The following is a 25,903-nucleotide window of genomic DNA, read 5'->3' as shown; positions in this document are numbered from 1 at the left end:
CTGAATTGTTACATTTGGTACTATGAAAATTTTCAAGATTCTTTTCTGGACCCTTTGGCGCATTTGGTTCTATATATTGGTGGTGGTACCGATCCTGGTGTTGTTCCCTTTGTTGTTTCTGTCCATTCTTTCTGAAAAAACCTATCCTCAATTTTTTGTGCTGGCTCGCGTTTGGGCCAGGATCATCTTATATGGAATGGGATTCTATTATGAACTGGAAAAGGATTATGAGTTAGAAGAAGGCAAAAGTTATATGTTGGTGGCCAACCATACCTCGATGATGGATATTATGCTAATGCTGCTTTTGGTAGAAAAACATCCGTTCGTTTTTGTGGGAAAAAAAGAACTGGCCAAACTGCCTATTTTCGGATTTTTTTACAAACGGACCTGTATTTTAGTAGATCGGAACAGTTCCAAGAGCCGATTTGAAGTTTTTGAACGTGCGCAAAAGAGGATCAATCAGGGTTTGAGCATCTGTATTTTTCCCGAAGGCGGTGTCCCGGAAGATGAAAGAGTTGTTTTGGACGAGTTTAAGGACGGTGCTTTCCGTATCGCGATTGAGCACCAATTGCCCATTTTGCCGATGACCTTCGGAGACGTTAAAGAAAGATTTTCATTTACTTTCTTCAGTGGAAGTCCGGGTAAAATGCGAATTAAGATTCATCAGCCGGTAGAAACAGCCGGTAAAACGATGGAAGATAAAAAGGAATTAAAAGACAATGTCAGACATGTTATTTTGGAACAGCTTTTAAAATATGAAAGCACAAAATAATAGAAATAAAAAAGCACTCTAACCCAAAAGAGTGCTTTTTACGCCATTTCCCACCACAGAAAATGACTGACTTAACTAAAACTTAACTAACTTAAAAACTATAGCTTATTCCACTGTAAACACCTATGAAATAGGGTTTAAAGTTTCCGACATTGTTATCATACGTATTGATTTGGTACTTTAGGATCGGTTCTACGTTCGCATGAAGATTTTTCAGGAAACTGTAGCTTAAACCTAATCCCACATTAGTACTGAAATGTAATTTATTCAGATTGTTTGCCTCTCCGATAACAAGACTGGAACCGGATGAAACTAATGAAACTTTGTTGTCATTCAGCAATAAGGAACTCATTCCGGCGATTGCATCAATGCTGAATTTTTTGTTTAGGATTTTATAAGTAACCTCTAAAGGAACTTCGATATAATTCATTTTATGATCTAAATTTCCTTTATATCTTGTAGTTACAATTCCGTTTTCATTATAGGCAATTCCTTTTGGATCCGGATTTTCAATTACCACGCCGCCACCGTTGCCATTTTCATTAACGTACTGTAAACCGGCTCCATTGGTAGAATTGTAATAAGTAATATCGTTAGTACTGTATTCAAAATTCAGAAGGTTTACACCGGTGCGAACTGACCATTTTTTATTTAATGCATATTTTAATCCGACACCGTAACTCATGCTGGTCTGGTAACTTTTGGAATTTGCATCAAACTTAGCATCTAAAGAAGATCCGGAACCATTCAAATTCATATATACCGGAGCAAAATTGGTGCTGACAATCCATTTCGATTTTTTCTCATTTTTGTCCATGGAATCTTTGTCTTCAGCTTCTTTTTTAGCTTCCGCTTTGGCATCTCTTCCTTCAGCAACTTTGTTTTGTTTCGTTGCGACAGTATCTTTTATTATTGCAGGACTGGTAGTATCTTTCGAATTGAAATTTGTTTTGTTGTTTCCGCTTTTCGGGTACGTATCTTTTACTGCGGTTTTTGTTTTTGAGTTTTCACCTGATTCGACAACAGTAATTCCTGTATTTCGGATTACGTTCGGCTGCTCTTTTTTCTGCGTATATTTTGTACCTACTTCATGGGCTACTTTCGAGGTATTGTCGTAAGGGTCAAAATTGTTGTCAAAGTCATCTGCGTCGGTATCGGTATCTGTGTCGGAATCCGAAATTCTGTTGTTTTGCAAACGAATGTCATTTGTGGAAAACGAACCGTTTTTAGCAACCGTATCTGTGTTTGCTATAATGTTAGTACTGTTTTTATGGCTATTACTGTTGTTGTTGTGATCACTGGTATTGTTGTTGTCTGAAGCAGCAATTTTATTTTTGTCATCCGAAAACAGAGATTTCTGAGTCAGCAGCGTTTGAGATTCTCCGGTATTTTTTTTAGTTGAAGTTTTGGAAGCAGCATGGTTATTATGCGACGCATAACTTCTGGTTTTTGAATCCGGATTTTCAGAACGGTTTAAATGATTTTTTGAAAAAGGCACATCAGAAACAACACTCTTATTACTTTTTCCGATGGAATTAGCGCTGTTCTCAGAACTGTTGGTTTTTTCCGTATCGTTAGCCACAATGGCACTGTTCTGATTGATAGAACTTTCCACAGCATTTGATTTTACGACAGCATTTTTGCCTTTGTTATCGATAGCGCCGGATCCTTCTCCAACTTCAGATTTGCCATCCGTTTTTTTGGTGAAATGATGTGATATCCCAAACGGGCCTGCAATAAAAGTAGTGGCAAGCGAAAAACCTATTAGAAAAACAGCAATGAAACTGCATAGTCGCGACCACATCGGAAGAAATTTGGTTTCTTTTTCCCCCGTCGTCTGCATTTTGGACTGGATGTTCTCCCATACCTTATCGGAAGGAGTAACTTCAAAGTCCTTGAACTTTTCTTGAAAAAGGCGGTCTATGTTATTTAATTCGCTCATTTTATGGATGAGAATTTTTTATTTGCTTGAAGCGATTCAATTTTATCTTTTAAAATCATTCGGGCACGGGCCAGATTTGATTTGGAGGTTCCGACAGTTATCTTGAGCATTTCGGCTATTTCTTTATGGGAGTAATCATCTACGACATAAAGATTGAAAACTAATCGGTAGCGATCGGGTAGTTGCTGGATTATGGAAACCAGAAAATCCATTGTTAGTGAATCTTCTTCTATTTCCACATCGGGCGAATCAGGGATATTTTCATGAATTATTTCAAAAATGCCTTCGGTTCGGTATTTCTGCAATATGTGATTGATTAGCACCCGCTTTGCCCAGCCTTCAAAAGAACCTTTAAATTCAAACTTGTTTATTTTTTCAAAAATCAACATAAAACCGTCTTGCAAATTGTCTTCGGCCTCTGTGTAATTTCTTGAATATTTCAAACTGACACCGAATAATTTGGGAGCAAGGAGTCTGTACAGCTGCTCTTGCGCGGCTGTATCATTCCTTTGACAATTATATATGATTTGTTCTATCCCCAAAGTTCTATTCTATTTTTATTCGACCTCGATGGTATAGGTCAAAAACAAATCAACATCATTAGCATCTTTTCCTTTCCAAAATTTCAACGTATATTCTCCTAACTCTGTAGGTGTAAATTTCAAATTTTGGGTTGCCACATTATTACTCTGTAACGTAGCACAATTTCCATTGGAATACTTAAACACAGTCGATTCAACTGCAATGGTATTTGTGGAGCCGTTTTTTTCAGAATAGAATTTGTTAAACGAGTGGCATTCCGTTGGTCTTACAAATTTTATTTTAATAACGTTTTCTTTGTTGACATTAAAATGTTGAGGCAGATTTACCTCGCTAACAGGCAACAATTCATACGCCACATCATCTGTTTCCGGCTCAGTACTGCAGGACAAATAAAGAAAAGGAATCAGAAGCAATAAAAAAATCTTTCTCATTTTATAGGTTGTTGTTACTAGTAAGATGAAATTAAGGGCAAAAGGTTGCGTGTAAAAAATAAAAATCCCGAAAAATTTCCGGGATTTTTTTATTTAGTTGTTGTTGATTTTGATCAGCTCTTTAATTTTTTGCTCCAGTTCGTCCATTAATTCCGGATTGTCTTTGATCAAAGCTTTTACAGCATCGCGTCCCTGACCTAATTTGGTTTCGCCGTAACTAAACCATGAACCGCTTTTCTTGATGATCTCAAATTCTACCGCTAAGTCTAAAACTTCCCCGGTTTTTGAAATTCCTTCACCATACATGATGTCGAATTCTGCCGTACGGAAGGGTGGCGCTACTTTGTTTTTTACAATTTTCACTTTGGTGCGGTTCCCCAACACATTTTCCCCGTCTTTAATTTGGGTCGATTTACGGATGTCGATACGCACCGAAGCATAGAATTTCAACGCGTTACCTCCGGTTGTAGTTTCAGGATTTCCGAACATCACCCCGATTTTTTCACGCAACTGGTTGATGAAGAAAACGGTACAGTTCGTTTTGTTGATGGTACCGGTTAATTTTCGTAATGCCTGTGACATCAAACGCGCGTGTAATCCCATTTTGGAATCACCCATTTCGCCTTCGATCTCACTTTTAGGAGTTAAGGCAGCAACCGAGTCGATTACCACAATGTCAATCGCTCCCGAACGGATTAGGTTTTCGGCAATTTCCAATGCCTGCTCCCCGTTGTCCGGCTGCGAAATGATAAGGTTGTCGATGTCAACACCCAATTTTTGAGCATAAAAACGATCGAATGCGTGCTCCGCATCAATGAAGGCGGCAATTCCTCCTGCTTTCTGAGCTTCAGCAATGGCGTGTAAGGTTAACGTGGTTTTACCCGAAGACTCCGGACCGTAAATTTCTATGATTCTTCCGCGAGGGTAACCATTTACGCCAAGGGCTAAATCGACACCTAATGAACCTGACGAAATTGCTTCCACTTCTTCCACGGCAGCATCTCCCATTTTCATTACGGTACCTTTTCCATAGGTTTTATCCAGTTTGTCTAATGTTAATTGAAGGGCTTTTAATTTGGCTTCTTTTTCTGAACTCATAACTATCTATTTTGCGTAAAAATAGTGCTTTTTTTTAATTTCAAATAAGATATTTTCAAAGGGAAATTAAAAATTAACGGAGATTGGTGTTTATCGGCAGAGTGTAATGCAGCACCCGTTAACATTGTAGTTTTTAAATTGTTAAAAGAGGGAAATGGGGTCGTTTTCCGAAAAAGTATTTTACTACACTTTTGTTTTTTTATGTTTCGGACAGTATAAATCGTCGTTTTCAATAAAATAATTTAGCCGCAGATTCACAAATTCAGCGGATTGCCTTTTTGTGAATCTGCGGCCATAGTTGGCTATTGGATTTGTCGAACTGTTTTATCAGTTCCAGCCACCACCCAAAGCTCTGTATAAGTCTACTGTCGAACTTAATTGCTGCTGCGTCAGTCTTGAAAGTTCCAGTTCGGCTTCATATAAGTTACGCTGAACATCCAGTACTTCCAAATAGGAAACATAGCCGTTATAGTATCGGGCATTCGACAGTTCAAGGTTTTTTCTGGCCGCCATCACCTGTTTATTGCGAGCCTGCCATTCTTCTTTATAGGTTTTTACATCTTTTAGTGATTGTTCCACTTCGGAAACAGCAATCAGATAAGCTTTCTGATAAAAAAGTTTGGATTGTTCCGCTTCCTGTCTGAAGATTTCCACCCTGCGTTTGTTTTTTCCAAAGTTAAAAATCGGACCAACGACGCCCGCCGAAGCATTTTGCATATAAGAACTGCCTAAAAAAAGATCGCTTAATTCCGAATTGGCAAAACCGGCAATGGCGGCGATGTTGAACGAAGGAAAACGCATGGCCTGGGCAACACCGATTCGTTCGTTAGCCGCCATATAGCGAAGTTCGGCTTCTCTGATATCGGGTCTGTTTTCCAACAATTGTGATGGCAACGAAAGTGGAATTTCGGCAGATATTCTTTGATCATTATTGGATTTGCCTCGTTCAATCGGTCCCGGAATCTGTCCCAATAAAATGGATATGGTATTTTCCAGAAAAGAGATTTGTCTTTCAATGCGCGGAATTCCGGCTTCTGCAATGGCTACCTGTTGTTCGATCTGAACTTTGTCAACTTCGGAAACATACCCTTTTACAAATCGTTCGTTGATGATGTTGAAGGATTCCTGTCTGGCAATTAGGGTTTTCTTCGTGATGTCCAATTGATTGTCTAGATCTCTCAATTGAAAATAGGAAACCGCTATGTCGGAGACAATTCCGGTCAGTATCACTTTTCGGGCTTCGTCCGTGGCTAATAATTCGGCTTGGAAGGCTTTGTTTTCATGACGTACTTTTCCCCAGAAGTCCAACTCCCAATTCATATTCGCATTCACATTCGACGGGATGATGGCTTTTTTATTGGAGTTTACGGTGCCCTGATAATAGAACGATGGAAGCAGATCAGCTTTCGAATATCCTAATTCAGCTCGGGCGCGTTCCAATCTGGCCAAAGCGATTTTCATATCATAATTGTTTTCGATGCCTTTATTGATAAGGCCTTTGAGAACATCGTCGTCAAATAAGTCGAACCATTTCAGATTGACAACAGATTTGGCCGTGTCGATGGGAATCTCCGTATTTTTATACGCTTCCGCTTTCTGTTCCTCCGGTCTTGAATATTTCGGGCCTACCATACAACCCATAGGAAGTAATGCCAGAACGGAAATAACAATACCTATTTTATATCTCTTAATCATGGCTTGCAGCATTTGGTTCACTATTATTTTCAGACGCTATAGCTTCCTTCTTCTTTTTTCCGAAGTTTTCTATCATCACAAAAAACGCCGGCACAAAACAAACCCCTAGTATGGTAGCGATCAGCATCCCACTGAATACCGCCGTTCCCATAACTTTTCTAGCCTGTGCTCCGGCACCGGAGGCTGTCAATAACGGCACTACTCCCAAGATGAATGCAAAAGCCGTCATGAGGATTGGTCGGAAACGCAATTTGGCTGCGGTCAGAGCCGAATCCAGGAGCGGTTCACCTTTCTCGTATTCCGCCTTGGCAAATTCGACAATCAGAATGGCATTCTTAGCCGCCAGACCAATCAGCAAGACTAGTCCGATTTGCGCAAAAACATTATTTACATAGTCCGGGCTGAATAATTTACAGAGATACAGTCCCAGGAAAGCGCCAAAAACCGCAAACGGGGTTCCCAATAAAACACTGAATGGCAGTTTCCAGCTTTCGTACTGTGCTGCCAGAATCAGGAACACAAAGATCAACGCCATGGCGAAAACCACATTCCCTTTTCCTTCAGCCGCTCTTTCCTGAAAACTCATGGCCGACCATTCATAGCCCATGCTTTGTGGCAGTACTTCCTTGGCTGTTGCTTCCAAAGCATCCAAAGCTTGTGTAGAACTGTAGCCGGGAGCAGGTGTCCCTCCGATTTCCGCCGAACGGTATAAATTGAATCGCGTTGTAAATTCCGGACCGGTTTCACGGACGATAGTGGCTATGGAAGACAGCGGAACCATATTGCCGTCCTTCGATTTCAGGAATATTTTGCTGATATCGGTCGGATTGATGAATTCATCCGGATTACCCTGAATCAGTACAATATACTGACGGCCGTATCTATTGAACTCATTAATGTATTGTCCTCCTAGATTAGCTCCCACGGTCATATTTACGTCCGACAGGGAAAGATTTAGCTCTTTTACTTTGTCACGGTCGATTTCCAGACGAATTTGCGGCACATTCGCATTGAATGTAGTTCGTATGGTTCCGATCTCAGGACGTTTTTTGGCCGCAGCCATGAAATTTTTGGTGTTCTCAGCCAAATACTGAGGTGTATTACCTCCTTTGTCCTGCAACATCATGGTAAATCCTGCGGCATTCCCAATACCGGCAATCGGAGGAGGCCCGAAGGCAAACACCGTAGCTTCTGTAATTTGCGACTGGAATTTAGCATTCAGCTCCTTCATGAGTTCGGCCACACTTTTATCCCGGTGACTCCATTCCACGGGAGAAATGAAAATCAGTGCGTTGTTTGTCGCATTCGAGTTTTTCAATAAACTGAAACCTGCATTGGTAGTATAGAATTCAATGTTTTTGTCCTGCGCAAGTATGCTTTCCACTTTTTTACAGACGTCGCTGGTTCTTTCCAAAGACGAGGCCGAAGGAAGTTCGACATTGATATAGAAATAGCCTTCATCTTCTTCCGGAACGAAACCGGTCGGGATTTTAGCACCTAATAATACTACGACCCCAACAACAATCCCGACGAAAATCATGCTTCGCATCGCCTTTTTGATCAAAAAACCGGCTAATCCCGTGTATTTTACGGTTACCGAATCGAATATTTTGTTAAATCCAGCGTAAAAGCGGCCCAGCCATCCTTTCTGTTCTTTGGCAGGTTTAAGCAACAGGGAGCACAAAGCGGGACTCAGCGTTAAGGCGCTTATGGCGGAGAAAATAACCGATATTGCAATGGTAATGGCGAACTGCTGGTACAATCGTCCCGTAATTCCCGGCGTCATTGCTACCGGGATGAATACGGCCGTAAGTACCACCGCGATTGCGATTACCGGCCCGGATACTTCTTTCATAGCCTGATTTGTTGCTTCTCTTGGCGTCATACCATGTTCGATATGGTGTATCACCGCCTCGACGACGACTATGGCATCATCAACCACAATTCCGATTGCTAATACCAATCCCAAAAGGGAAAGTACATTCACTGAGAATCCCAAAAGGGGGAATAACATGAATACCCCAATTAATGAAATCGGTACGGTAATCAGCGGAATCAAAGTCGCCCGCCAGTTCTGAAGGAAAATGAAAACCACCAGGATTACCAAAATGATAGCTTCAACTAGCGTATGAACAATTTCATTGATTCCTTCGGAAACCGCTAAAGTGGTATCTAAGGAAACATCGTATTTTAAGTCGTTCGGGAATCGTTCGCTTAACTTGGCCATCGTATTTTTTACGTTCTCTGCCACTTCCAAGGCATTAGAACCGGGCATTTGTTTGATCCCGATTACCCCCGCCGGTTTACCGTTTAGTCTTGCCTGAGTAAAATAGTTTTCAGTTCCTAAGGATACCGTAGCTACGTCTTTCAGTCGGATCTGCTGATTTTTTATATTCGATTTGATAATGATATTTTCAAAATCCTCCTGCATTACCAATCGGTCACTCAACATTACATTATAGGTGAATTCGTTTCCGTTTTTGGCAGGTGGTCCTCCGAATTTTCCACCGGGAGCAATGGCGTTTTGCTCCTGAATGGCGTTCATGATGTCCAAGGCAGTCAAATCGTATTTTGACAACACATCGGGTTTGATCCATATCCTCATGGCGTAATTACTACCACCATAAAGCAAAACTTCTCCAACTCCTTTGATACGGGCTAAGGCATCCACCACGTTGATGGTTGCGTAGTTGTTCAGGAAGTCGGCATCATAGGTGTTTTTTGGTGAATGCAAGGAAATAAGCAACATCGGAACCAACAACGATTTTTTTGTGGAAACCCCTGTGGTTCTAACATCCTGCGGCAATTTCGGTGTGGCTTCGGCAACCCTGTTTTGGGTAAGCATGGTGGCAATATCCAGATTGGTTCCGATATCAAATGTCACCGAAAGCCCCATATTTCCGTCTCCGGCATTGGTAGACTGCATGTAAAGCATGTTCTCCACGCCATTTACCTTTTGTTCTATAGGTGTGGCAACGGCCTGTTCCACATTGATGGCATTGGCCCCACGATAACTACCGTTGATGTTGATAATCGGCGGTGCGATATCCGGATATTTTGAGATCGGAGTACCTCTAAGTGAAATCAACCCGATAATTACGATTAAAATCGAAAGCACGATGGCAACGATCGGCCTTCTTATGAAAAAATTATCCATAACTAATTCGTTTGATTTGAGACATTTTTTTCACTGTTTTCGGCAAAAGGCACCGGTTCAACCACTGAGCCCGGCTGAACAAATAAAGTGCCGACTATTGCCACGCGGTCTCCGGATTCCAATCCTTTGGATACGATCCAGTCGGTTCCTATTTTTTCGCCAACTTCCACCACTTTCACCTGAATTTTTTTGGCCTGGTCAATGGCATAGACCTGATAAATGCCCTGCATTTCGGTGACGGCTTTTTGTGGGATTATGATGGCGTCTTTTTGTGTGCTTACTACCAAACGGATTTTTACAAACTGTCCGGAGCGCAATATTCCTTCGGGGTTTGGAAACTGGGCTTCAAACGTGACGGTTCCTGTGGAGGGATCCACGCTGGCGTCGGAGAAATTCATTTTCCCTTTATGGGAGTATGTACTTCCGTCGGACAGAATTAATTCCAGATCCGTGAGACCGGTATGTGTTTTTCCGAATTTTTTCTGATACTGTAAAAAAGAGGCTTCACTGACCGCGAAACGCACTCTCACTTCATTTAATTTGGAAACAGTATTGAGATGCGCCGTATTTCCTATTCTTGAAATGTAATCTCCTATTCGGGCATTGCTGATACCAATGACACCGTCTACCGGCGCATAAATATTACAGTACCCGCGTTCTATCTGTTGGTTTCTCAGACTAGCCTGGGCGCTTTCCAGGCTGGATTTTGTAGTTTTTACCCGGGCTATGGCTGCGTCCAGTTCTCTCTGACTTACCGCGTTCATTTCGGCCAAAGGTTTGACTCTTTTTAATTCTTCTTCGGCATTTACATAGTTACTGTTAAAAGCGGCCACCTGTCCTTTTTCGCGTTCAACTTTGGTGTCGTATTCGATGGGATCGATGGAGTATAAAAGTTGCCCTTTGTGCACTCTGTCGCCTTCTTTGAAATGAATGCCCTGCAGAATTCCGTCCACACGAGCCACCAGATCAACATCCAGATCCCCAAAAGTCTGGGCAGGGTATTCCCTGAAAACCGGGACATCGTTTTTTTGGACTACTATAAATGGAACTTGTATCGGTGGCGGTACTTTTTCTTCTTTTTTACAGGAAATCCAAATACATGACAGGAAGAAAAGGATAAACAAGACTTTTGATTTTTTTAGAGCATTCATCGTAGTTTCATTTTTAAAAATTATTAATAGCCGAACTATTATTTCTTACCATGGTAAGGGCATATACTTACCAAAGGGCACTTCTTTTTCCAGGTATCAGATAACCGAAAAATTAAGTTTTAGAAATAATTTCAATATTTATGGGGCAATAACTTTAAAAAATGCCGTGAGCGGCATTGTGAATTCTTAAAAAAATATTCTGTATGGGGTGTATACAAATATAAAAAATCTTACAATAGGATGATAATTTTGTTGATGTTATGTGTTGATTTTGATCATGTTATAATATTATTTAGTCACGTTTCATATCTGTTCCGGAATGAAATAAAACAATAACGCAATGAGCATATATAGGGTAATCATCTGTATTCCTTTGTACCAGTTGGATTTTCCGTCGTTAGATACTACCGTCGTCAATAGGACCGCCATAAACATAGCTCCGGTTTCGGCCCGGTTAAAGTTTAAGAACATCGGTTTTGGTCCGACAACAAAACTCAGTAATATTAGAATCGGAGCGATAAACAAGGCAATCTGAATGGAACTTCCTAAGGCGATTCCGATGGTAAGATCTACTTTGTTTTTGGCTGCCATGGCAATAGCCGACAGACTTTCGGCCGCGCCGCCAATCACTGCGACAAACACAATTCCGATAAAAGCAGCGCTCATGCCCAATTCTTTTCCGGTCCCTTCAGCGGCTCCCACAAGAATTTCACTCATGAAAGCGGCTGCAACCGAGGCAGCAATGAGGGTTCCGGAAGCTTTTCCTTTGCTCCAGATATCGTGTTCTTCTTCATCATCATGCTCTTCGGTCGGTTTTTTTATGCTTTTAAACTGGTCCGGGTGTGTTTTGATCATAAAGAAAAGGTAGGCGATATAAGCTGCCAACAAACCGATGGCAAGGTACATGTTTAAACTGCTCTCATTCTCTTTGTAAATAGTGCCCATATCGGTAATAAAAAAACGATGAAAGGCACTGGGAATAAGCATGCTGCATACGGCCAGAAACATCATTGAATTATAAGTTTGAATAGTTACCGGATTATATTCCTGAACATGATTCTTCATGCCGCCAATGAAAAAAGCGACACCTGTGGCCAATAATAAGTTGGAGAGAATTGCTCCTGCGAGTGACGCCAGTACCATTTCATGTAAACCTGCGTTCAGTGCAATAACAGCGATGATTAATTCGGGGGCATTGCCAAATGTAGCATTCAATAGGCCTCCAACGGTGTCTCCGGTATAGTGGGCGAGATTTTCGGTGGATTCTCCAATTAATTTTGCAATGGGAATAATGGAGAGCGCCGATGAGAAAAAAATCAGCGAATCGCCTACAGCCATTTTTTCCAATACGATAGTTATCGGAATAAAAATGAAAAGCCAAAAAACAGAAGGTTGTAGTAGTTTTTTCATTTTAAAAAATTGGTTTTCAGCCTAATAAAGATAGCGAAATAATTTACAGAGGAGAGATTCTTCTTATGTTTTGCATTTTTTATCGATGAAAGACAACTATCTGAAAGTTTTGGATTTAAATAACTTTGAGAAAAATATTTCTTACAAAATGTGATATTTTTATGTTGTATCGTAACATACTGATAATCAATTTGTTTTGAAATTATCCTAAAATGTGTATTTTTGCACCGGAATTCTTCCATTTAGAATTCATAACAACTATTTCTCACTTAAAGTTTATAGCATGCAACTGTATAACACCTTAAGCGCAGAAGAAAGAGCCGAGCTTATCGACCAAGCCGGAAAACAGCGTCTTACGTTGTCTTTCTACGCCTATGCGCACATTGAAGATCCAAAAAAATTCAGAGACGATTTATTTATTGAGTGGAACAAGCTTGATGCTTTGGGGCGTACTTATGTAGCCAAAGAAGGTATCAATGCCCAAATGTCGGTTCCAGCCGAAAATTTCGAAGCCTTCCGTGCTACTTTGGAAGCTTATGATTTCATGAAAGGCATCCGTCTAAATGTGGCGGTAGAGCATGATGATCACTCGTTCTTAAAATTAACCGTAAAAGTGCGTCACAAAATTGTGGCTGACGGTCTGAATGACGAAACCTTCGATGTAACCAACAAAGGGGTACACTTAAATGCCAAAGATTTCAATGCCATTCTTGATGATCCAAATACAATAGTAGTAGATTTCAGAAATCACTATGAAAGTGAAGTGGGGCATTTCAAAGGAGCAATTACGCCGGATGTGGAAACCTTCCGTGAATCGCTGCCGATCATCAACGAACAGTTAAAAGACTTCAAAGAAGATAAAAATCTGGTGATGTACTGCACCGGTGGAATCCGTTGTGAAAAAGCTTCGGCTTATTTTAAACATCAGGGTTTCAAAAACGTTTTTCAGTTGGAAGGCGGTATCATCAATTACGCCAAACAGATTAAGGAAGAAGAACTGGAAAGCAAATTCATCGGTAAGAACTTCGTATTCGACCACCGTTTGGGAGAGCGCATCACCGATGATATCATTTCACAATGTCACCAATGCGGGAAACCGTGCGACAATCATACGAATTGCGAAAACGACGCTTGTCACCTTTTGTTCATCCAATGCGATGAATGTAAAGAAGCAATGGATAATTGTTGTTCCGTGGATTGTTTGGAAACTACCCGTTTACCTTTGGTAGATCAAATAAAGAAAAGAAAAGGAATACAGGTAGGGAATAAAGTTTTCCGAAAGGGGAAAGCAGATTCCTTAGTATTCAAGAAATCAGGTGAACTGACTGATATTGTGCTTGCGACAGCAGAAAAACCAAAGACAATCCGTCAGAAAATAAAAATCAAAAAAGTAGTACTTGGCAAAGTAGAACATTATTATGTAAAAGCGCAAGTAGGACTTTTCATTATCGAAAACCAAGAACTTAATATTGGCGATAAAATCCTTATTTCGGGACCAACGACCGGGAATGAAGAATTGATTTTAGAGAAAATGTTCGTAAACGGAGCTGAAGCCACTCAGGCGAAACCGGGTGACAAAGTTACGTTTGCCGTTCCGTTCCGAGTTCGATTATCTGATAAATTATTCAAGGTTATCAGCTAATGACCACCTCGGGAAGAATTGAGCTAATGGCTCCGGCAGGCAACTTCGAATCGATGCAGGCTGCATTGGACAATGGTTGCGATTCCATTTATTTTGGAGTAGAACAGTTAAACATGCGTGCGCGTGCCACGGTAAATTTCGTAATGGATGATTTGCCTGAGATTGCCCGCCGCTGTAACGAGAAAAACGTCAGAACTTATCTGACTTTAAATACAATCATTTACGATCATGATCTTTCGGTGGTGAAAACCTTGCTGACCAAAGCCAAAGAAGCAGGAATAACTGCGGTAATTGCTTCGGACCAAGCGGTAATCATGACGGCGAAAACGATGGGAATTGAAGTGCATATTTCGACCCAACTGAACGTAACCAACATAGAAACCGTAAAATTTTATAGTCTGTTTGCCGATACAATAGTATTGTCGCGGGAACTGAGTTTACGCCAGGTTAAGAAAATTACGGATGAAATAGAAAAGGAACAGATCATAGGTCCTTCAGGTAATCTGGTGGAAATTGAAATCTTCGGGCACGGAGCTTTATGTATGGCGGTTTCGGGGAAATGTTATCTGAGCCTGCATTCGCACAATTCATCGGCAAACCGTGGAGCCTGCAAACAAAATTGCCGTAAAAAATATACGGTGATCGATCAGGAAAGCGGATTTGAGATCGAGATCGATAACGAATACATGATGTCGCCCAAAGATTTGTGTACGATTGATTTTCTGGATCAGGTAATCGATTCAGGGATTAAAGTACTGAAAATCGAAGGCCGCGGAAGAGCAGCAGATTATGTTGCCACTGTGATCAAAACCTACCGCGACGCCATTGATTCGTATTATGATGGGACATTTACCAAAGAAAAAATCGGTGTTTGGATGGAGGATTTGTCAACTGTTTATAACCGCGGATTTTGGTCAGGCTATTATTTAGGACAAAAATTAGGCGAATGGTCTGATAATCCTGGATCGAGTGCCACTCAGAAAAAAGTTTATGTTGGAAAAGGGATGCATTATTTCCCGAAATCCAATGTGGCCGAATTTAAGATTGAAGCCTACGATATCAAAAAAGGTGATAAACTTTTGATTACAGGTCCGAGTACCGGAGCACAGGAATTGGTTTTGGAAGAAATGCTGGTAAACGATCACGCTTCTGACAAAGCAACAAAAGGCGACAGTTGTACGCTGAAAGTACCGTTCCGTATCCGTTTATCGGACAAAATGTATAAAATCGTTGAAAACTAATGGTCATCGTCACCTTACAAAGAGACAAATGCATTGGTTGTAATTATTGTGTGGAAATGGCGCCGGCGCAGTTTCAGATGTCGAAAAAAGACGGGAAAACGGTGTTGTTGAAATCAGTAGACACCAAAGGATTTCATACTTTAAAATCGCCCGATCATTCTATCGTTGAAAATTGTGAACTGGCAGAAAAAGCCTGCCCGGTGAAAATAATTTCGGTAAAGGAGGTCTGAGACAAAAATACCGCAATACAAATTAAAAAACCTGTCCTGTATAAATACGGGGCAGGTTTTTTTATGAAATAGTTTTAGTTGGCGCAGAAAATCAGATTCAGAGCTCAACCCCTTCGTACGATTCTCCCTCAACAGGTGAAGTTTCTTTTACAGTCTCTTTTCCCTCATGCATCCAGGCGTCAAATAATCGGTAGCCGATGGAAAATACGATCGGACCCACAAACAAACCTATAAATCCGGACATCATGAATCCGCCGATAACCCCGAGGAAAATAACCAGCATCGGAACGGAAGCCCCTTTGCCCAGAAGCAGTGGTTTCAGTATATTGTCGGATAGTCCACTCACCGCGAAAAATATTGTCCATAAAATAGCGGTAGTAGTACTGTCGCCACTTGAAAAAAGATAAACGATTACCCCTATATTGACTATTATGGGACCGATTTGTAAAATGGATAATATAAGGCAGATCAGGGTGAGGACACCCGCAAAAGGCACACCACAGAGAAACAATCCAAAGGCCTGGATGATCGTCTGTATTACCGCTACGCCTAAAATTCCTTTCACCACCTGATATACGGTAGATACCGATATGTTTATAATTTCTTCTCCTTTTGTGGGTCCGGCGACTCTCATGATTAAATCTGTGGCCAGGTTTTGAGAGCTTTTGGACGTCATCAGGAATCCGGCAATAATAAGCGAGAGGATGATTTGAAGGAATGTAAGACCGGAGCTGACAATGCTTCCCAATACTATTTTGGAAACTTCCGTTATTTGTTCTTTGTAGTCCATCACGGCTTTTTCAATATTAACCGATGCCGAATGGAGGAAGTTGTATATTTTGTCTCCGATAATGGGCCAGTCCTTCATTTTTTCGGCTGGAGTGTCTATTTTTAAGGTGCCGGCTTCCATTTGGTCTTTTACATCAATAATGCTGCCTACAACCGAATTGAAAAAAGTAATGGTAGGCACAATGATAAGCAGCAATATGACCGTTATTATTAAAAAAGAAGCCAGACCTCTGCGTCCCTTTAATTTTTTCTGGACAAAATTATATAAGGGGTGTATCATAATGGCAAAGATGATTGCCCAAAGGATAGGCATCATAAAAGGTAGTAGTAGCCTAATACAAAATCCCATGATAAGGAATATCATTCCTAACTGTAGGATGAGGTCGAATAGCGTTTTGCTATTAAATTCGGAATTGTTTTTCATGCCCTTTGGTTTTTAAAAGTTAGTGAAACGGATAAAAGTTGATTCGTCATGTTTTGTTTTTTCTGAGATCAGGGGTATTGCTGTCTGATACCAGGCGTCCGATCAGGATTACGGGATACAGCACGCCGAAGATGGCTTCCAACTGTACCATGGAGCGTGCAAAAGGATGAAGCGGAAGAATTTCTCCATAACCTGTCGTAGTGATAGTGATATAACTGAAATATAAAAAATTGGCTTCCAGGCTGTTTCGTTCAAATGGCGGCAGGGTAACCTGGAATGCGCCCTCGATACGTTGGTAAAGAAATAGGTAAATGATAGACCAGAGGCTTGCCATCAGCATATAAACTACCACAGATCCTACTACCCGGAATATAGTTACGGGCCCGGGTTCAAATACTTTTATAAGGACCAATGTGATTAATAGTAAGAGGGCTGCGATCGAAAGGACGAAGTCTGAAACTACTATGAAATTACTGGTATCGAAAAGACTGATCCAGCCAACGACTACAAACAAAACAGGAATAATGGAAATCAGCTTGGCCTGCTTTTTAGTGGTTTCCAATGCAAAAATACCCGACAAAAGAAAGAGTACCCAAAAGATCTGCATGGCTAACTTTAAAAAGGAATAGCTGCCAAACAACGGAATAAAAAGGAAGTGCATGATGAAAAGCAAAACCAGCATGCTAAAAAGCCCGTCTTCTTTATCCCATAAATGATTGAATAAATGATATTTTTTTGCTTTGACCATAAGGTTTTATTTTTAAATGGAAATCAATCCGTAATTGCAAAAAATCAAAAAGAGCGAGCTGTCTTTAAATAGGTATGGGTTCGACTTCAACGCTTCCGAGCGGCCTTCTTCCCAATCGGAATAACAGAATTATCAAAACCGGTAAAAAACAAATGGCAGCCATTGCCAGATAAATATCTTTGTATGCAAGCAGGATTGCGGCTTGGGATGTTTGATTGGAAAGACTTTTTTCGGCCTTTTTTTGTGCTTCTTTTTCCGACAATCCTTTCAGTAAATATACGTTTTTTGTTTGAATTAACTGATCTTCAGCAAGTTGATTTGTGTGGGATAGCTGCTGACTCAAACCGGTTTTATGCTGAATATTCGCGTTGGAAATCAATGTTCCCAGAACCGCACCACCTAACATCGTGGCGAAAATAATTCTACAAATGACACCACTCATCATTCGGGAATCGCCTAATTTTTTGGAAACACCTTCCGCAATGTAAAGCGCCGATATCGGATAAAGAAAACCGACTGCCAGTCCTTTGATGATGAGCGGCAGTAAAAAATCGGAGGGACTGACTTCCGGATAAAAGAGGAAGAAGAGCATGATGTGATACAGTCCGTAACAGACAAAACCCATAATCCAGATTGTGGCGATATAAGTCCGTTTGTATAAAAGATAGGTTGATAGCGGAATGGCAATGAAAATCCCAATCAGTATGATCAAGTTTGTTCTTGCTTCATATAAAGGATCAAAACCAAGGACATTGGACATGTATCCGGCCACAATGCTTCCCGTTCCGTTCATTATTCCGATGTAAAAATAAAGGAAAGATCCTATGGCTACGTTCCGGTATTTGAAAACATCCGGATCAATGATCGGGTCTTTGGTAAAACGGGTGTGAAGAATATAAATTCCGATGATAACCAACAGAAAAGCAACTGAAATGGCAATTTTCCGATCATTGAACCAATTACGGGTCTGTCCTTCGGCACAAAGAAACAGTATAACGGTGAAGAACAAGACGATCAGGAACCAGCCTCTCCAGTCGAACTGAAAAACGCCTTTCATCGGTGCCACATCTTTTTTGTAGAAAATCCAGGCCAGCGCAATTCCGATCAGAAAATTGATATTCAAAAAATAGATACTGAAAGTCCAGTCGTGAATACTGGTGAAATTCGTACCCATATATTTATAAATATGCTGGCTTCCCTGAAGGATAAATTGCATAATACCATACATGATCGCCATGTTGAATGCCGGATTGTATTTCAGGATGATGGGAATCATGGTGGCAAATATTCCGACGATGGAAATGATGGATAAAAGCGAACGCCAAACCGTAAACCACACAATGGATGTAGTGTATAAGGAAACGGTATTGAATACTATCGACAAAAAACTAACGGATAAGACCATCGTCCGCAGCGGAAGTTGTTTGGAGATCTTTAAGGCTAAAGGCAAAAACGCCAACATGGCAAAAGCCGGAATATAACTCGAATAGGTGAATGCCGTGGTCGATTCTCCGAAGTGTCCTAATATCTGTGAATTATCGTATGCGGTAACGTTCAGGGTATTAAAAAAGGGAATGGTCAGAACATAAAGTCCGACAAGAGTAAAAATGCTTCCTTTTTTAATTCCGAACATGGTTTATTTTTTTACTTCAACAGTTACGTTCATACCGGGTTTTACTTCCTGTAGTTCTTCTGCGCCGGCATTGAATGCAATTTTTACGGGAATCCGTTGGGTTATCTTCACAAAATTCCCGGTGGAATTATCCGGTTCGACCATTGAAAATTTGGATCCGGTTGCCGGTGAAAAACCAACTACTTTACCATCGAATTCTTTATCGTCAAGCGCATCAATCGAAATGGTAACGGGTTGTCCGACCTTAAATTTTTCCACCTGAGTTTCCTTGAAATTAGCGATTACCCATATTTTTTGCTTCAAGACGATGGACGCAATAACCTGATTGGCATTTACCAGATCACCCACAGAAAGTTCCCGTTCGCCCACAAAACCATCGATCGGAGCGGTTATTATGGTGTAGGATAATTTGAGTTTGGCGTCATCCAGATCGGCTTGTTTTCGCAGAACGGTTGCTTTAGCGGCTTCCAGGTTGGTTTTGCTTTGTTGGGTTACCGAACCGCTGGCCAGTAATTCATCTTCGCCGGCTTTGAGATAAGCTTCCGCAGATTTCATTTTTGCCAATACCTGATCGTACTGGTTGCGCGTTACGGCCGAATCGGCAAACATTTTTTCAAAACGTTGGTAGTCTTTTCGTGCTTTTTCCAGTTCCGCCATATCACCGGCCAGTTTTTCTTTGGAGGCCGACTGCTTGGATGCTGAGGTAACAATATTCTGTTCCAGGGAATGCAGATTTCCTTCGGCAACGGCTAAATCAGCTTCCGCTTGTTTGACTTTGATGCGGTATTCGATATCATCCAAAATTATCAGCGTATCGCCTTTACGCACAGGCTGATGTGATTCGAAACGGATTTCTTTTATATGTCCGCTTGCCCTTGCCGCAATATTGTTTATATAGGATTCTACCTGAGCATTATTGGTGGTTTCATACCGACTGAAATCGAAAAATAAACTCAATATCCAAAAAACGCCGCCCAGCAGAAAAACAAAGGAAAGAATCGTCAGCAGCCGGTTTCTTTTCTGTTCCGTTTTTTGAGTTGTTTCGTTGTTTGCATTTTCCTGGCTCATAATCGCTGCATTTAAAGTTTTCCCATCGTGTACTGAAGGGTGTAGTATTGGATGATCAGATCTAAGTTGGCATTGATCAGGGAGATTTTTGCACCGTTCACCTGTAATTCGGCATCGACCATATCACTGATCAAGGCAAAGTCATTGTCATATCGGCTTTTTACAATTCGATAGTTGCTCAGTGAAAGCTCAACGTCTTTTTTAAAAGTCGCTATGTTTTTTTTGCTTTCCATGAAGCGGACAAATACCGTTTTCACTTCTTTGTCGATCTGGTCTTTGGTGATGTCCAAAATGGTTTTGCTTTTGTCGATGTCCAGTTTGTCACCGCTCACCTGATGTTTTAAATTATAAAAACTGGAAATATCCCAATGCAATGTAAGTCCGGCCGACCAGAAGTTGACAATGTTGGGATAGTCGGGCCATTGCGCGGGATATTGTGTATTCAGCATTAGACCGGCAAACAGATTGGGTTTGTAACCGCTTCGGGTAATGTCTAAGGCAGATTCGGATAATTTTACATTCAACTCGGATTGTTGGATTTCAATTCGGTTTTGAAAGGCTTCCGCCTGACAAGTTTTGAAATCGAGTTCTTCCATAGGAATCGTGGTTTCCGCCAGCTCCGGTTTCAGTACGGTATCGGTCGGAATTCCGATAAGAATGTCGAGATAATTGCTAACCAGCTTGATACTGTTCGTATCCTCAAATACAGAAACTTCAAAACGGGATTGCTGTAATTCGGTTCGCAACAGATCACTTTTCAAGTTTTGTCCGTTGGCAACCCTCGATTGCAGTTGTTTGATCCTCAGATTGGTGTTGATGATATTTTGTTTGGTAACCTCGATCTGACGGTACAGTTTTTCAAGTGTGAAATATTGCTGGACGATGGCAAGTTTGATTTCCGATTCGGTCATTTTAACTGTGGCTTGTTCCAGTTGACGGATGAGTTCCTGACGGCTGATCCGGTTGTTGATGAGGTTTCCGGTATACACAGGCATGCTGGCCAGAATGTTGGTAGAAGCTGAATAATCGAAGTAATCCACACTAATGCTTTTTTCATAAAAACCTTCGTATATTTTTGGGTTACCGATATGATTGTAATTTGCATTCAGTCCGACCACCGGCATTTTAGCCATTTTTATCTGGCTTACATTTTCGTCGGCAATGGCCACATCGGTGTTGGCGATTTTGATTTGTCGGTTGTTTTCGATGCCGAGTTTTAGCGCTTCCTCTAATGTTATGCTGCGGACATTTGCTAAAGTGTCATTCTGGCCGTATCCGGTTTCCATGCCGCATAAGGCAACCATCAGTAGCACAAAAGCATGTTTAAAGCGTGGTAAGAGGGTACTAGTTATCAATTCTTTTACTTTTTAAAATATTAATAACAAATCGCTTTCAGGAATCACAATAAAAACACGGGGAACTGTGTTAATATCCTGGTTATCAAATATAAATAATTTAACAATAAAAACCTTCTGTTACTTGTTAAAATTGATTGCGGATGTCGTTAGGCAGTCAGAAATTGCTTTTGAACGGAAAAACAGCAAACAAATGGCTTTCAGTGGTTTAAAAAGAATTGGATCAGGTGTTTTTTTGAGCTTGCGATTTTAATAATTCCGAATAAAAGGCATATTGGGTCAACAGTCAAAGTAAGTAGAGTTCAAGCTTATCGTTAAACCCTTCAATCCAAAAATAAAAAAACACTATCTTTACGCACAAAATCTAATTAAGAACCAGTAGTCTCGTCAAAAAAAGAGACGATCAAGATATATTCAAATATGGCATGTAACAGTTGTTCCACTTCCGACGGTAGCGCACCGAAGGGGTGTAAAAATAATGGGACTTGCGGCACCGATAGCTGCAACAAATTAACTGTATTCGATTGGCTTTCCAATATGTCGCTTCCCGGAGGACAGGAGGTTTTCGACTGCGTTGAGGTTCGTTTTAAAAACGGACGAAAAGAATTTTACCGCAATCCTGAAAAATTAACGTTAAGTATCGGAGATATCGTGGCTACGGAGTCTTCTCCCGGTCATGACGTTGGAATTGTGACCCTCACAGGGGAACTGGTAAAAGTACAAATGAAGAAAAAGGGAGTGAACCACGAAGGTGAAGTTCCTAAAATATACAGAAAGGCATCCCAAAAAGATATCGATATCTGGAGTGATGCAAGGGATAAGGAAGAACCCATGAAAGTTCGCGCACGTGAATTGGCAATCGCCTTAAAACTGGAAATGAAGATCTCCGATATTGAATTTCAGGGCGACGGTTCAAAAGCGACTTTCTATTACACGGCAAACGACCGTGTCGATTTCCGTCAGCTGATCAAGGATTTCGCTAAGGAATTCAGTACGAGAATTGAGATGAAACAGGTCGGTTTCCGTCAGGAAGCAGCCCGTTTGGGCGGAATTGGTTCGTGCGGGCGCGAATTGTGCTGTTCTACGTGGCTTACCGATTTCCGAAGCGTAAATACATCGGCGGCGCGTTATCAGCAATTGTCATTGAATCCGCAAAAACTGGCGGGTCAGTGTGGTAAGTTAAAATGTTGTCTGAATTATGAACTGGATACGTATCTGGACGCCTTGAAAGACTTTCCGGATATGGAAACCAAGTTATATACTGAAAAAGGCGATGCGCTTTGTCAGAAGGTAGACATCTTCAAAGGATTAATGTGGTTTGCCTATACCAATAATTTTGCCCAATGGCACGTTTTAAAGGTAGAGCAGGTGCGAGAAATCGTAGCCTTAAACAAAGAAAAAAAACGTATCGCAGCCATAGAGGACTATACCGTGGAAACCGTTGTTGAAGAAGAGAAAAACTTCCAAAATGCAGTTGGACAGGATAGTTTGACCCGTTTTGATCAGCCTAAGAAAAAGAAACGTCCGAACAAAAAACGCTCTACTGCTGAGGCAGAAAAATCAAAAAGTTCGGGTGAACGACAAAACAAAGCGGCGGGACAAGGACAAGGCGGACAGAGCAAAACAGCTCCTGAAGGACAAAGCGGACAGAAAAAAACTGCTTCGGAAGGACAGGGTGGGCAAAACAAACCTGCTTCGGAAGGACAGCCAAAAAATAATAATCGCAGACATCGACCAAATAGAAACAAACCATCGAACAATAAAAATGATTCAAAACAATAAATTATTAATTTTTGGATTGGCCTTGTCATTATCGCTCTTTTCCTGCGATAAAAAAAGGGTTTTTGATGAATACCGTGAAATTGACGGTTCCTGGCATAAAAAACAAAAAGTGTCGTTTACTTTTGAACAGAAGGATACGATTCAGGATTACAATATGTTTGTAAACATCAGAAATAACAGTGATTATCCTTACAGTAATCTGTTCCTGATTGTTTCCATGCTGCAGCCTGACGGACGCACCAAAGTAGATACCTTGGAATACCAAATGGCGAATCCGGACGGTACACTGATGGGTGAAGGGTTTTCTGATGTAAAAGAAAACAAACTTTGGTACAAGGAAAACACTAAGTTCTCCAAGCCGGGAAAATATGTGGTCAGTATCCAGCAGGCAGTGCGCGAAACCGGAAAGGTAGCCGGAGTAGAGCAGCTGCAAGGTATTTCGGAAGTAGGTTTTAGAATAGAAAAAACGAATTAAAATGGCTCAGATCAATAATAAAAAAGAAGATTTTTCTCCATACGTAAAGAAATTCTGGAAACTGTTTTTTTACTGTTTTGGAGGCGTGATTTTATTTTTCCTTTTTGCATCGTGGGGACTTTTCGGATCGATGCCTTCGTTTGACGAACTGGAAAATCCAAATTCCAATGTAGCGACGGAAATCATTTCTTCCGACGGAGTGACCATTGGTAAATTTTACCTTGAAAACAGAACACCGGTTAAATTTGCCGAATTACCGGATCATTTGGTGAAGGCCTTGGTGGCTACGGAAGACGAGCGTTTTTACGAACATTCCGGTATCGACACCAAAGGTACGCTACGTGCTATGCTGAGCCTTGGAAGAAGCGGCGGAGCGAGTACATTAACCCAACAGTTGGCTAAAAATCTTTTCCACGGAGAAGGGTCTAAATTCCTTCCTTTCCGTATTATTCAGAAAGCAAAGGAGTGGATCATTGCAACCAAACTGGAAAGACAATATACCAAACAGGAAATCATTGCTCACTATTTAAATACGGTTGATTTCGTAAATACGGCTGTGGGAATCCGTTCGGCTTCCAAAGTATATTTCGGGAAAGAACCAAAAGACCTTACCGTAGATGAAGCGGCAATGTTTGTGGGAATGTTGAAAAACCCATCGTTGTTCAATCCGGTGCGTCGTCTTAAGAAAGTAACCGACCGACGCAATGTGGTGTTGCATCAAATGGAGAAAAATAAATTCTTAACCAAGGAACGTAAAGAATTTTACCAGTCACAGCCTATCGTTTTAAAATTTACTCCGGAAAGTCATATTGAAGGAAGCGCTACGTATTTCAGAGAATACCTGCGTGATTTCATGAAAAAATGGGTGAAAGATAATCCGAAAAAAGACGGTGACGGGGAATATGATATTTACCGTGACGGTTTGAAAATCTACACCACAATCGATTCCAGAATGCAGCAATATGCAGAGGAAGCGGCTGCGGAACACTTAGCGAACCTGCAACAGGAATTTAATAAAAGACAGAAAGATAATCCAAATGCCCCTTTCGTTGGGATTACCGCGGAAGAAACAAAATCGATCATGGAACGTTCCATGAAAAATACGGAGCGTTGGCGCATCATGAGTGAAAAAGGTTTTGATGAGAAAAAGATCATAAAATCGTTCGAAGTTCCGACAAAAATGCAAATCTTTACCTGGAAAGGAGAAAAAGATACGCTGTTAACACCTCGTGATTCCATCTTATATTACAAACATTTCCTTCAGACAGGGATGATGGCGATGGAGCCGCAGACCGGTCATGTTAAAGCTTGGGTCGGAGGAATCAATTACAAGCATTTCCAATACGATCACGTCGCACAGGGGGCAAGACAGGTAGGTTCTACTTTCAAACCGTTTTTGTACGCCACGGTTATTGAACAGTTGAAGATGTCACCATGTGATTCCATTATGGATTCGCCATTCACAATGCCAAAAGGGCGTTACAATATCGATGCAGACTGGACACCTAAAAACTCAACAGGTAATTACCGGGGAATGGTGAATCTGAAATCGGCTTTAGCCAATTCCATCAACACGGTTTCAGCAAAACTTATTGACAAAGTAGGTCCTGAAGCGGTAGTAGATATGACTAAGAAATTGGGAGTTACTTCCGATATCCCGGTTCAGCCTTCCATTGCCTTGGGAGCAGTTGATATTACCGTGGAACAGATGGTAGCAGCTTTCAGTACATTTGCCAACCAGGGAGTTTATATGAAACCTCAGGTAATTGCGAAAATTGTAGATAAAAACGGTGTGGTTTTATACGAACCGACACCTGAATCTAAAGACGTAATGAGTAAAGACATTGCTTATACCATGATCAAGTTGATGGAAGGAGTTACCGAATACGGAACGGGTTCCCGTTTACGTTGGGGAAGCGCTCCGGAATCGGCGAGAGTGACCGGTGTTCCTTATAATTTGAGAAACCCGATTGCCGGTAAAACGGGAACTTCGCAAAACAATTCCGACGGATGGTTTATTGGTATGGTGCCGAATTTATGTGCGGGAGTATGGGTCGGAAATGAAGACCGATCAGCGCACTTCGAACAGACCAATATGGGACAGGGAGCTACCATGGCTTTACCTATTTGGGGGATTTTTATGAAAAAATGTTATGAAGATGAGACACTGAATATTTCTCAAAAACCGTTTGAAAAACCGGAAAATTTCTCGATCAAGGTAGATTGTTATACGCCTAGAAAAGCCGTAGTGGACAGTCTCGCCGTCGAGGAAGAGACACAAACCGAGGAATTCGATTTCTAAATAGAAAACGCCTTT

The 25,903-nt window shown here is 41.1% G+C and carries 20 protein-coding genes; 7 read left to right on the top strand and 13 right to left on the bottom strand.

What is annotated here, in order from left to right; translation table 11 throughout:
- Positions 1 to 22: 22 nt before the first annotated feature.
- The gene (locus AC3E9U_RS08890; RefSeq protein ID WP_488746548.1) at positions 23 to 772 is read left to right on the top strand and encodes a lysophospholipid acyltransferase family protein; all 750 of its coding nucleotides are present in this window, start codon (positions 23 to 25) and stop codon (positions 770 to 772) included.
- 91 nt (positions 773 to 863) lie between these two features.
- Here the strand turns inward: AC3E9U_RS08890 and AC3E9U_RS08885 are convergent, their stop codons facing one another.
- From AC3E9U_RS08885 to cax, 8 genes are all read right to left on the bottom strand, one after another.
- Entirely contained in the window at positions 864 to 2,714 is a 1,851-nt protein-coding gene (locus AC3E9U_RS08885; protein WP_488746547.1) for an outer membrane beta-barrel protein, read from the bottom strand.
- A complete protein-coding gene (locus tag AC3E9U_RS08880; protein ID WP_488746546.1) occupies positions 2,711 to 3,256 on the bottom strand; it encodes an RNA polymerase sigma factor in 546 nt (181 codons plus the stop codon). Before AC3E9U_RS08880 ends, AC3E9U_RS08885 begins: the two co-directional genes overlap by 4 nt.
- A gap of 15 nt (positions 3,257 to 3,271) precedes the next feature.
- The gene (locus AC3E9U_RS08875) at positions 3,272 to 3,688 is read right to left on the bottom strand and encodes a hypothetical protein (RefSeq protein WP_488746545.1); all 417 of its coding nucleotides are present in this window, start codon (positions 3,686 to 3,688) and stop codon (positions 3,272 to 3,274) included.
- A gap of 93 nt (positions 3,689 to 3,781) precedes the next feature.
- Positions 3,782 to 4,786, bottom strand: a complete 1,005-nt coding sequence (gene recA, locus AC3E9U_RS08870; RefSeq protein ID WP_488746544.1) for a recombinase RecA — start codon at positions 4,784 to 4,786, stop codon at positions 3,782 to 3,784.
- Between the two features lie 327 nt (positions 4,787 to 5,113).
- Positions 5,114 to 6,481 carry an efflux transporter outer membrane subunit gene (locus AC3E9U_RS08865; RefSeq protein WP_488746543.1) on the bottom strand — a complete coding sequence of 456 codons (1,368 nt, stop codon included), beginning with the start codon at positions 6,479 to 6,481 and terminating at the stop codon, positions 5,114 to 5,116.
- Positions 6,474 to 9,638, bottom strand: a complete 3,165-nt coding sequence (locus AC3E9U_RS08860; protein WP_488746542.1) for an efflux RND transporter permease subunit — start codon at positions 9,636 to 9,638, stop codon at positions 6,474 to 6,476. The genes AC3E9U_RS08865 and AC3E9U_RS08860 overlap by 8 nt, the downstream gene beginning before the upstream one ends.
- A 2-nt stretch (positions 9,639 to 9,640) precedes the next feature.
- Positions 9,641 to 10,789 (bottom strand): efflux RND transporter periplasmic adaptor subunit, encoded by a 1,149-nt coding sequence (locus AC3E9U_RS08855; protein ID WP_488746541.1) that lies wholly within the window; start codon positions 10,787 to 10,789, stop codon positions 9,641 to 9,643.
- A gap of 303 nt (positions 10,790 to 11,092) precedes the next feature.
- Positions 11,093 to 12,199: a calcium/proton exchanger gene (gene cax, locus AC3E9U_RS08850; RefSeq protein ID WP_488746540.1), complete on the bottom strand. Its 1,107-nt coding sequence runs from the start codon at positions 12,197 to 12,199 to the stop codon at positions 11,093 to 11,095.
- A gap of 283 nt (positions 12,200 to 12,482) precedes the next feature.
- Here cax and trhO point away from each other — a divergent pair, with 283 nt between their 5' ends.
- From trhO to AC3E9U_RS08835, 3 genes are read left to right on the top strand one after another with little or no spacing between them, the layout of a single operon-like run.
- A complete protein-coding gene (gene trhO, locus AC3E9U_RS08845) occupies positions 12,483 to 13,841 on the top strand; it encodes an oxygen-dependent tRNA uridine(34) hydroxylase TrhO (protein ID WP_488746539.1) in 1,359 nt (452 codons plus the stop codon).
- On the top strand, positions 13,841 to 15,082 hold the full coding sequence (locus AC3E9U_RS08840; RefSeq protein WP_488746538.1) for a peptidase U32 family protein: 1,242 nt from the start codon (positions 13,841 to 13,843) through the stop codon (positions 15,080 to 15,082). Before trhO ends, AC3E9U_RS08840 begins: the two co-directional genes overlap by 1 nt.
- A complete protein-coding gene (locus AC3E9U_RS08835; RefSeq protein WP_488746537.1) occupies positions 15,082 to 15,312 on the top strand; it encodes a ferredoxin in 231 nt (76 codons plus the stop codon). The genes AC3E9U_RS08840 and AC3E9U_RS08835 overlap by 1 nt, the downstream gene beginning before the upstream one ends.
- 97 nt (positions 15,313 to 15,409) lie before the next feature.
- Here the strand turns inward: AC3E9U_RS08835 and AC3E9U_RS08830 are convergent, their stop codons facing one another.
- The 5 genes from AC3E9U_RS08830 to AC3E9U_RS08810 form a co-directional block, all read right to left on the bottom strand.
- On the bottom strand, positions 15,410 to 16,525 hold the full coding sequence (locus tag AC3E9U_RS08830; RefSeq protein WP_488746536.1) for an AI-2E family transporter: 1,116 nt from the start codon (positions 16,523 to 16,525) through the stop codon (positions 15,410 to 15,412).
- Between the two features lie 46 nt (positions 16,526 to 16,571).
- A complete protein-coding gene (locus AC3E9U_RS08825; protein ID WP_488746535.1) occupies positions 16,572 to 17,273 on the bottom strand; it encodes an ion channel in 702 nt (233 codons plus the stop codon).
- 64 nt (positions 17,274 to 17,337) lie between these two features.
- Positions 17,338 to 18,906 (bottom strand): efflux MFS transporter permease, encoded by a 1,569-nt coding sequence (locus AC3E9U_RS08820; RefSeq protein ID WP_488746534.1) that lies wholly within the window; start codon positions 18,904 to 18,906, stop codon positions 17,338 to 17,340.
- A gap of 3 nt (positions 18,907 to 18,909) precedes the next feature.
- Positions 18,910 to 19,974 (bottom strand): HlyD family secretion protein, encoded by a 1,065-nt coding sequence (locus AC3E9U_RS08815; protein ID WP_488746533.1) that lies wholly within the window; start codon positions 19,972 to 19,974, stop codon positions 18,910 to 18,912.
- A gap of 11 nt (positions 19,975 to 19,985) precedes the next feature.
- Complete coding sequence (locus AC3E9U_RS08810) at positions 19,986 to 21,278, bottom strand: TolC family protein (protein ID WP_488746682.1); 1,293 nt, start codon at positions 21,276 to 21,278, stop codon at positions 19,986 to 19,988.
- Between the two features lie 471 nt (positions 21,279 to 21,749).
- Between AC3E9U_RS08810 and AC3E9U_RS08805 the strand changes: the two genes are divergently transcribed.
- From AC3E9U_RS08805 to AC3E9U_RS08795, 3 genes are read left to right on the top strand one after another with little or no spacing between them, the layout of a single operon-like run.
- Complete coding sequence (locus AC3E9U_RS08805; RefSeq protein ID WP_488746532.1) at positions 21,750 to 23,111, top strand: PSP1 domain-containing protein; 1,362 nt, start codon at positions 21,750 to 21,752, stop codon at positions 23,109 to 23,111.
- Positions 23,095 to 23,586 (top strand): gliding motility lipoprotein GldH, encoded by a 492-nt coding sequence (locus tag AC3E9U_RS08800; RefSeq protein ID WP_488746531.1) that lies wholly within the window; start codon positions 23,095 to 23,097, stop codon positions 23,584 to 23,586. Before AC3E9U_RS08805 ends, AC3E9U_RS08800 begins: the two co-directional genes overlap by 17 nt.
- Position 23,587: 1 nt before the next feature.
- Positions 23,588 to 25,888, top strand: coding sequence for a penicillin-binding protein 1A (locus AC3E9U_RS08795; RefSeq protein WP_488746530.1), 2,301 nt, complete (start codon positions 23,588 to 23,590; stop codon positions 25,886 to 25,888).
- Positions 25,889 to 25,903 lie beyond the last annotated feature (15 nt).

The organism is Flavobacterium sp. 21.1 (genome assembly GCF_057801535.1).
Note: the sequence above shows the minus strand (reverse complement) of the source record. Positions and strands in the feature narration are given on the sequence as shown.

Coding starts and splice junctions, on each gene's coding strand:
- AC3E9U_RS08860 (WP_488746542.1), bottom strand. CDS start 9,638: ATGGATAATTTTTTCATAAGAAGGCCGATCGTTGCCATCGTGCTTTCG.
- recA (WP_488746544.1), bottom strand. CDS start 4,786: ATGAGTTCAGAAAAAGAAGCCAAATTAAAAGCCCTTCAATTAACATTA.
- trhO (WP_488746539.1), top strand. CDS start 12,483: ATGCAACTGTATAACACCTTAAGCGCAGAAGAAAGAGCCGAGCTTATC.
- AC3E9U_RS08890 (WP_488746548.1), top strand. CDS start 23: ATGAAAATTTTCAAGATTCTTTTCTGGACCCTTTGGCGCATTTGGTTC.
- AC3E9U_RS08875 (WP_488746545.1), bottom strand. CDS start 3,688: ATGAGAAAGATTTTTTTATTGCTTCTGATTCCTTTTCTTTATTTGTCC.
- AC3E9U_RS08800 (WP_488746531.1), top strand. CDS start 23,095: ATGATTCAAAACAATAAATTATTAATTTTTGGATTGGCCTTGTCATTA.
- cax (WP_488746540.1), bottom strand. CDS start 12,199: ATGAAAAAACTACTACAACCTTCTGTTTTTTGGCTTTTCATTTTTATT.
- AC3E9U_RS08840 (WP_488746538.1), top strand. CDS start 13,841: ATGACCACCTCGGGAAGAATTGAGCTAATGGCTCCGGCAGGCAACTTC.
- AC3E9U_RS08835 (WP_488746537.1), top strand. CDS start 15,082: ATGGTCATCGTCACCTTACAAAGAGACAAATGCATTGGTTGTAATTAT.
- AC3E9U_RS08885 (WP_488746547.1), bottom strand. CDS start 2,714: ATGAGCGAATTAAATAACATAGACCGCCTTTTTCAAGAAAAGTTCAAG.
- AC3E9U_RS08805 (WP_488746532.1), top strand. CDS start 21,750: ATGGCATGTAACAGTTGTTCCACTTCCGACGGTAGCGCACCGAAGGGG.
- AC3E9U_RS08825 (WP_488746535.1), bottom strand. CDS start 17,273: ATGGTCAAAGCAAAAAAATATCATTTATTCAATCATTTATGGGATAAA.
- AC3E9U_RS08865 (WP_488746543.1), bottom strand. CDS start 6,481: ATGATTAAGAGATATAAAATAGGTATTGTTATTTCCGTTCTGGCATTA.
- AC3E9U_RS08815 (WP_488746533.1), bottom strand. CDS start 19,974: ATGAGCCAGGAAAATGCAAACAACGAAACAACTCAAAAAACGGAACAG.
- AC3E9U_RS08795 (WP_488746530.1), top strand. CDS start 23,588: ATGGCTCAGATCAATAATAAAAAAGAAGATTTTTCTCCATACGTAAAG.
- AC3E9U_RS08855 (WP_488746541.1), bottom strand. CDS start 10,789: ATGAATGCTCTAAAAAAATCAAAAGTCTTGTTTATCCTTTTCTTCCTG.
- AC3E9U_RS08830 (WP_488746536.1), bottom strand. CDS start 16,525: ATGAAAAACAATTCCGAATTTAATAGCAAAACGCTATTCGACCTCATC.
- AC3E9U_RS08810 (WP_488746682.1), bottom strand. CDS start 21,278: ATGGTTGCCTTATGCGGCATGGAAACCGGATACGGCCAGAATGACACT.
- AC3E9U_RS08820 (WP_488746534.1), bottom strand. CDS start 18,906: ATGTTCGGAATTAAAAAAGGAAGCATTTTTACTCTTGTCGGACTTTAT.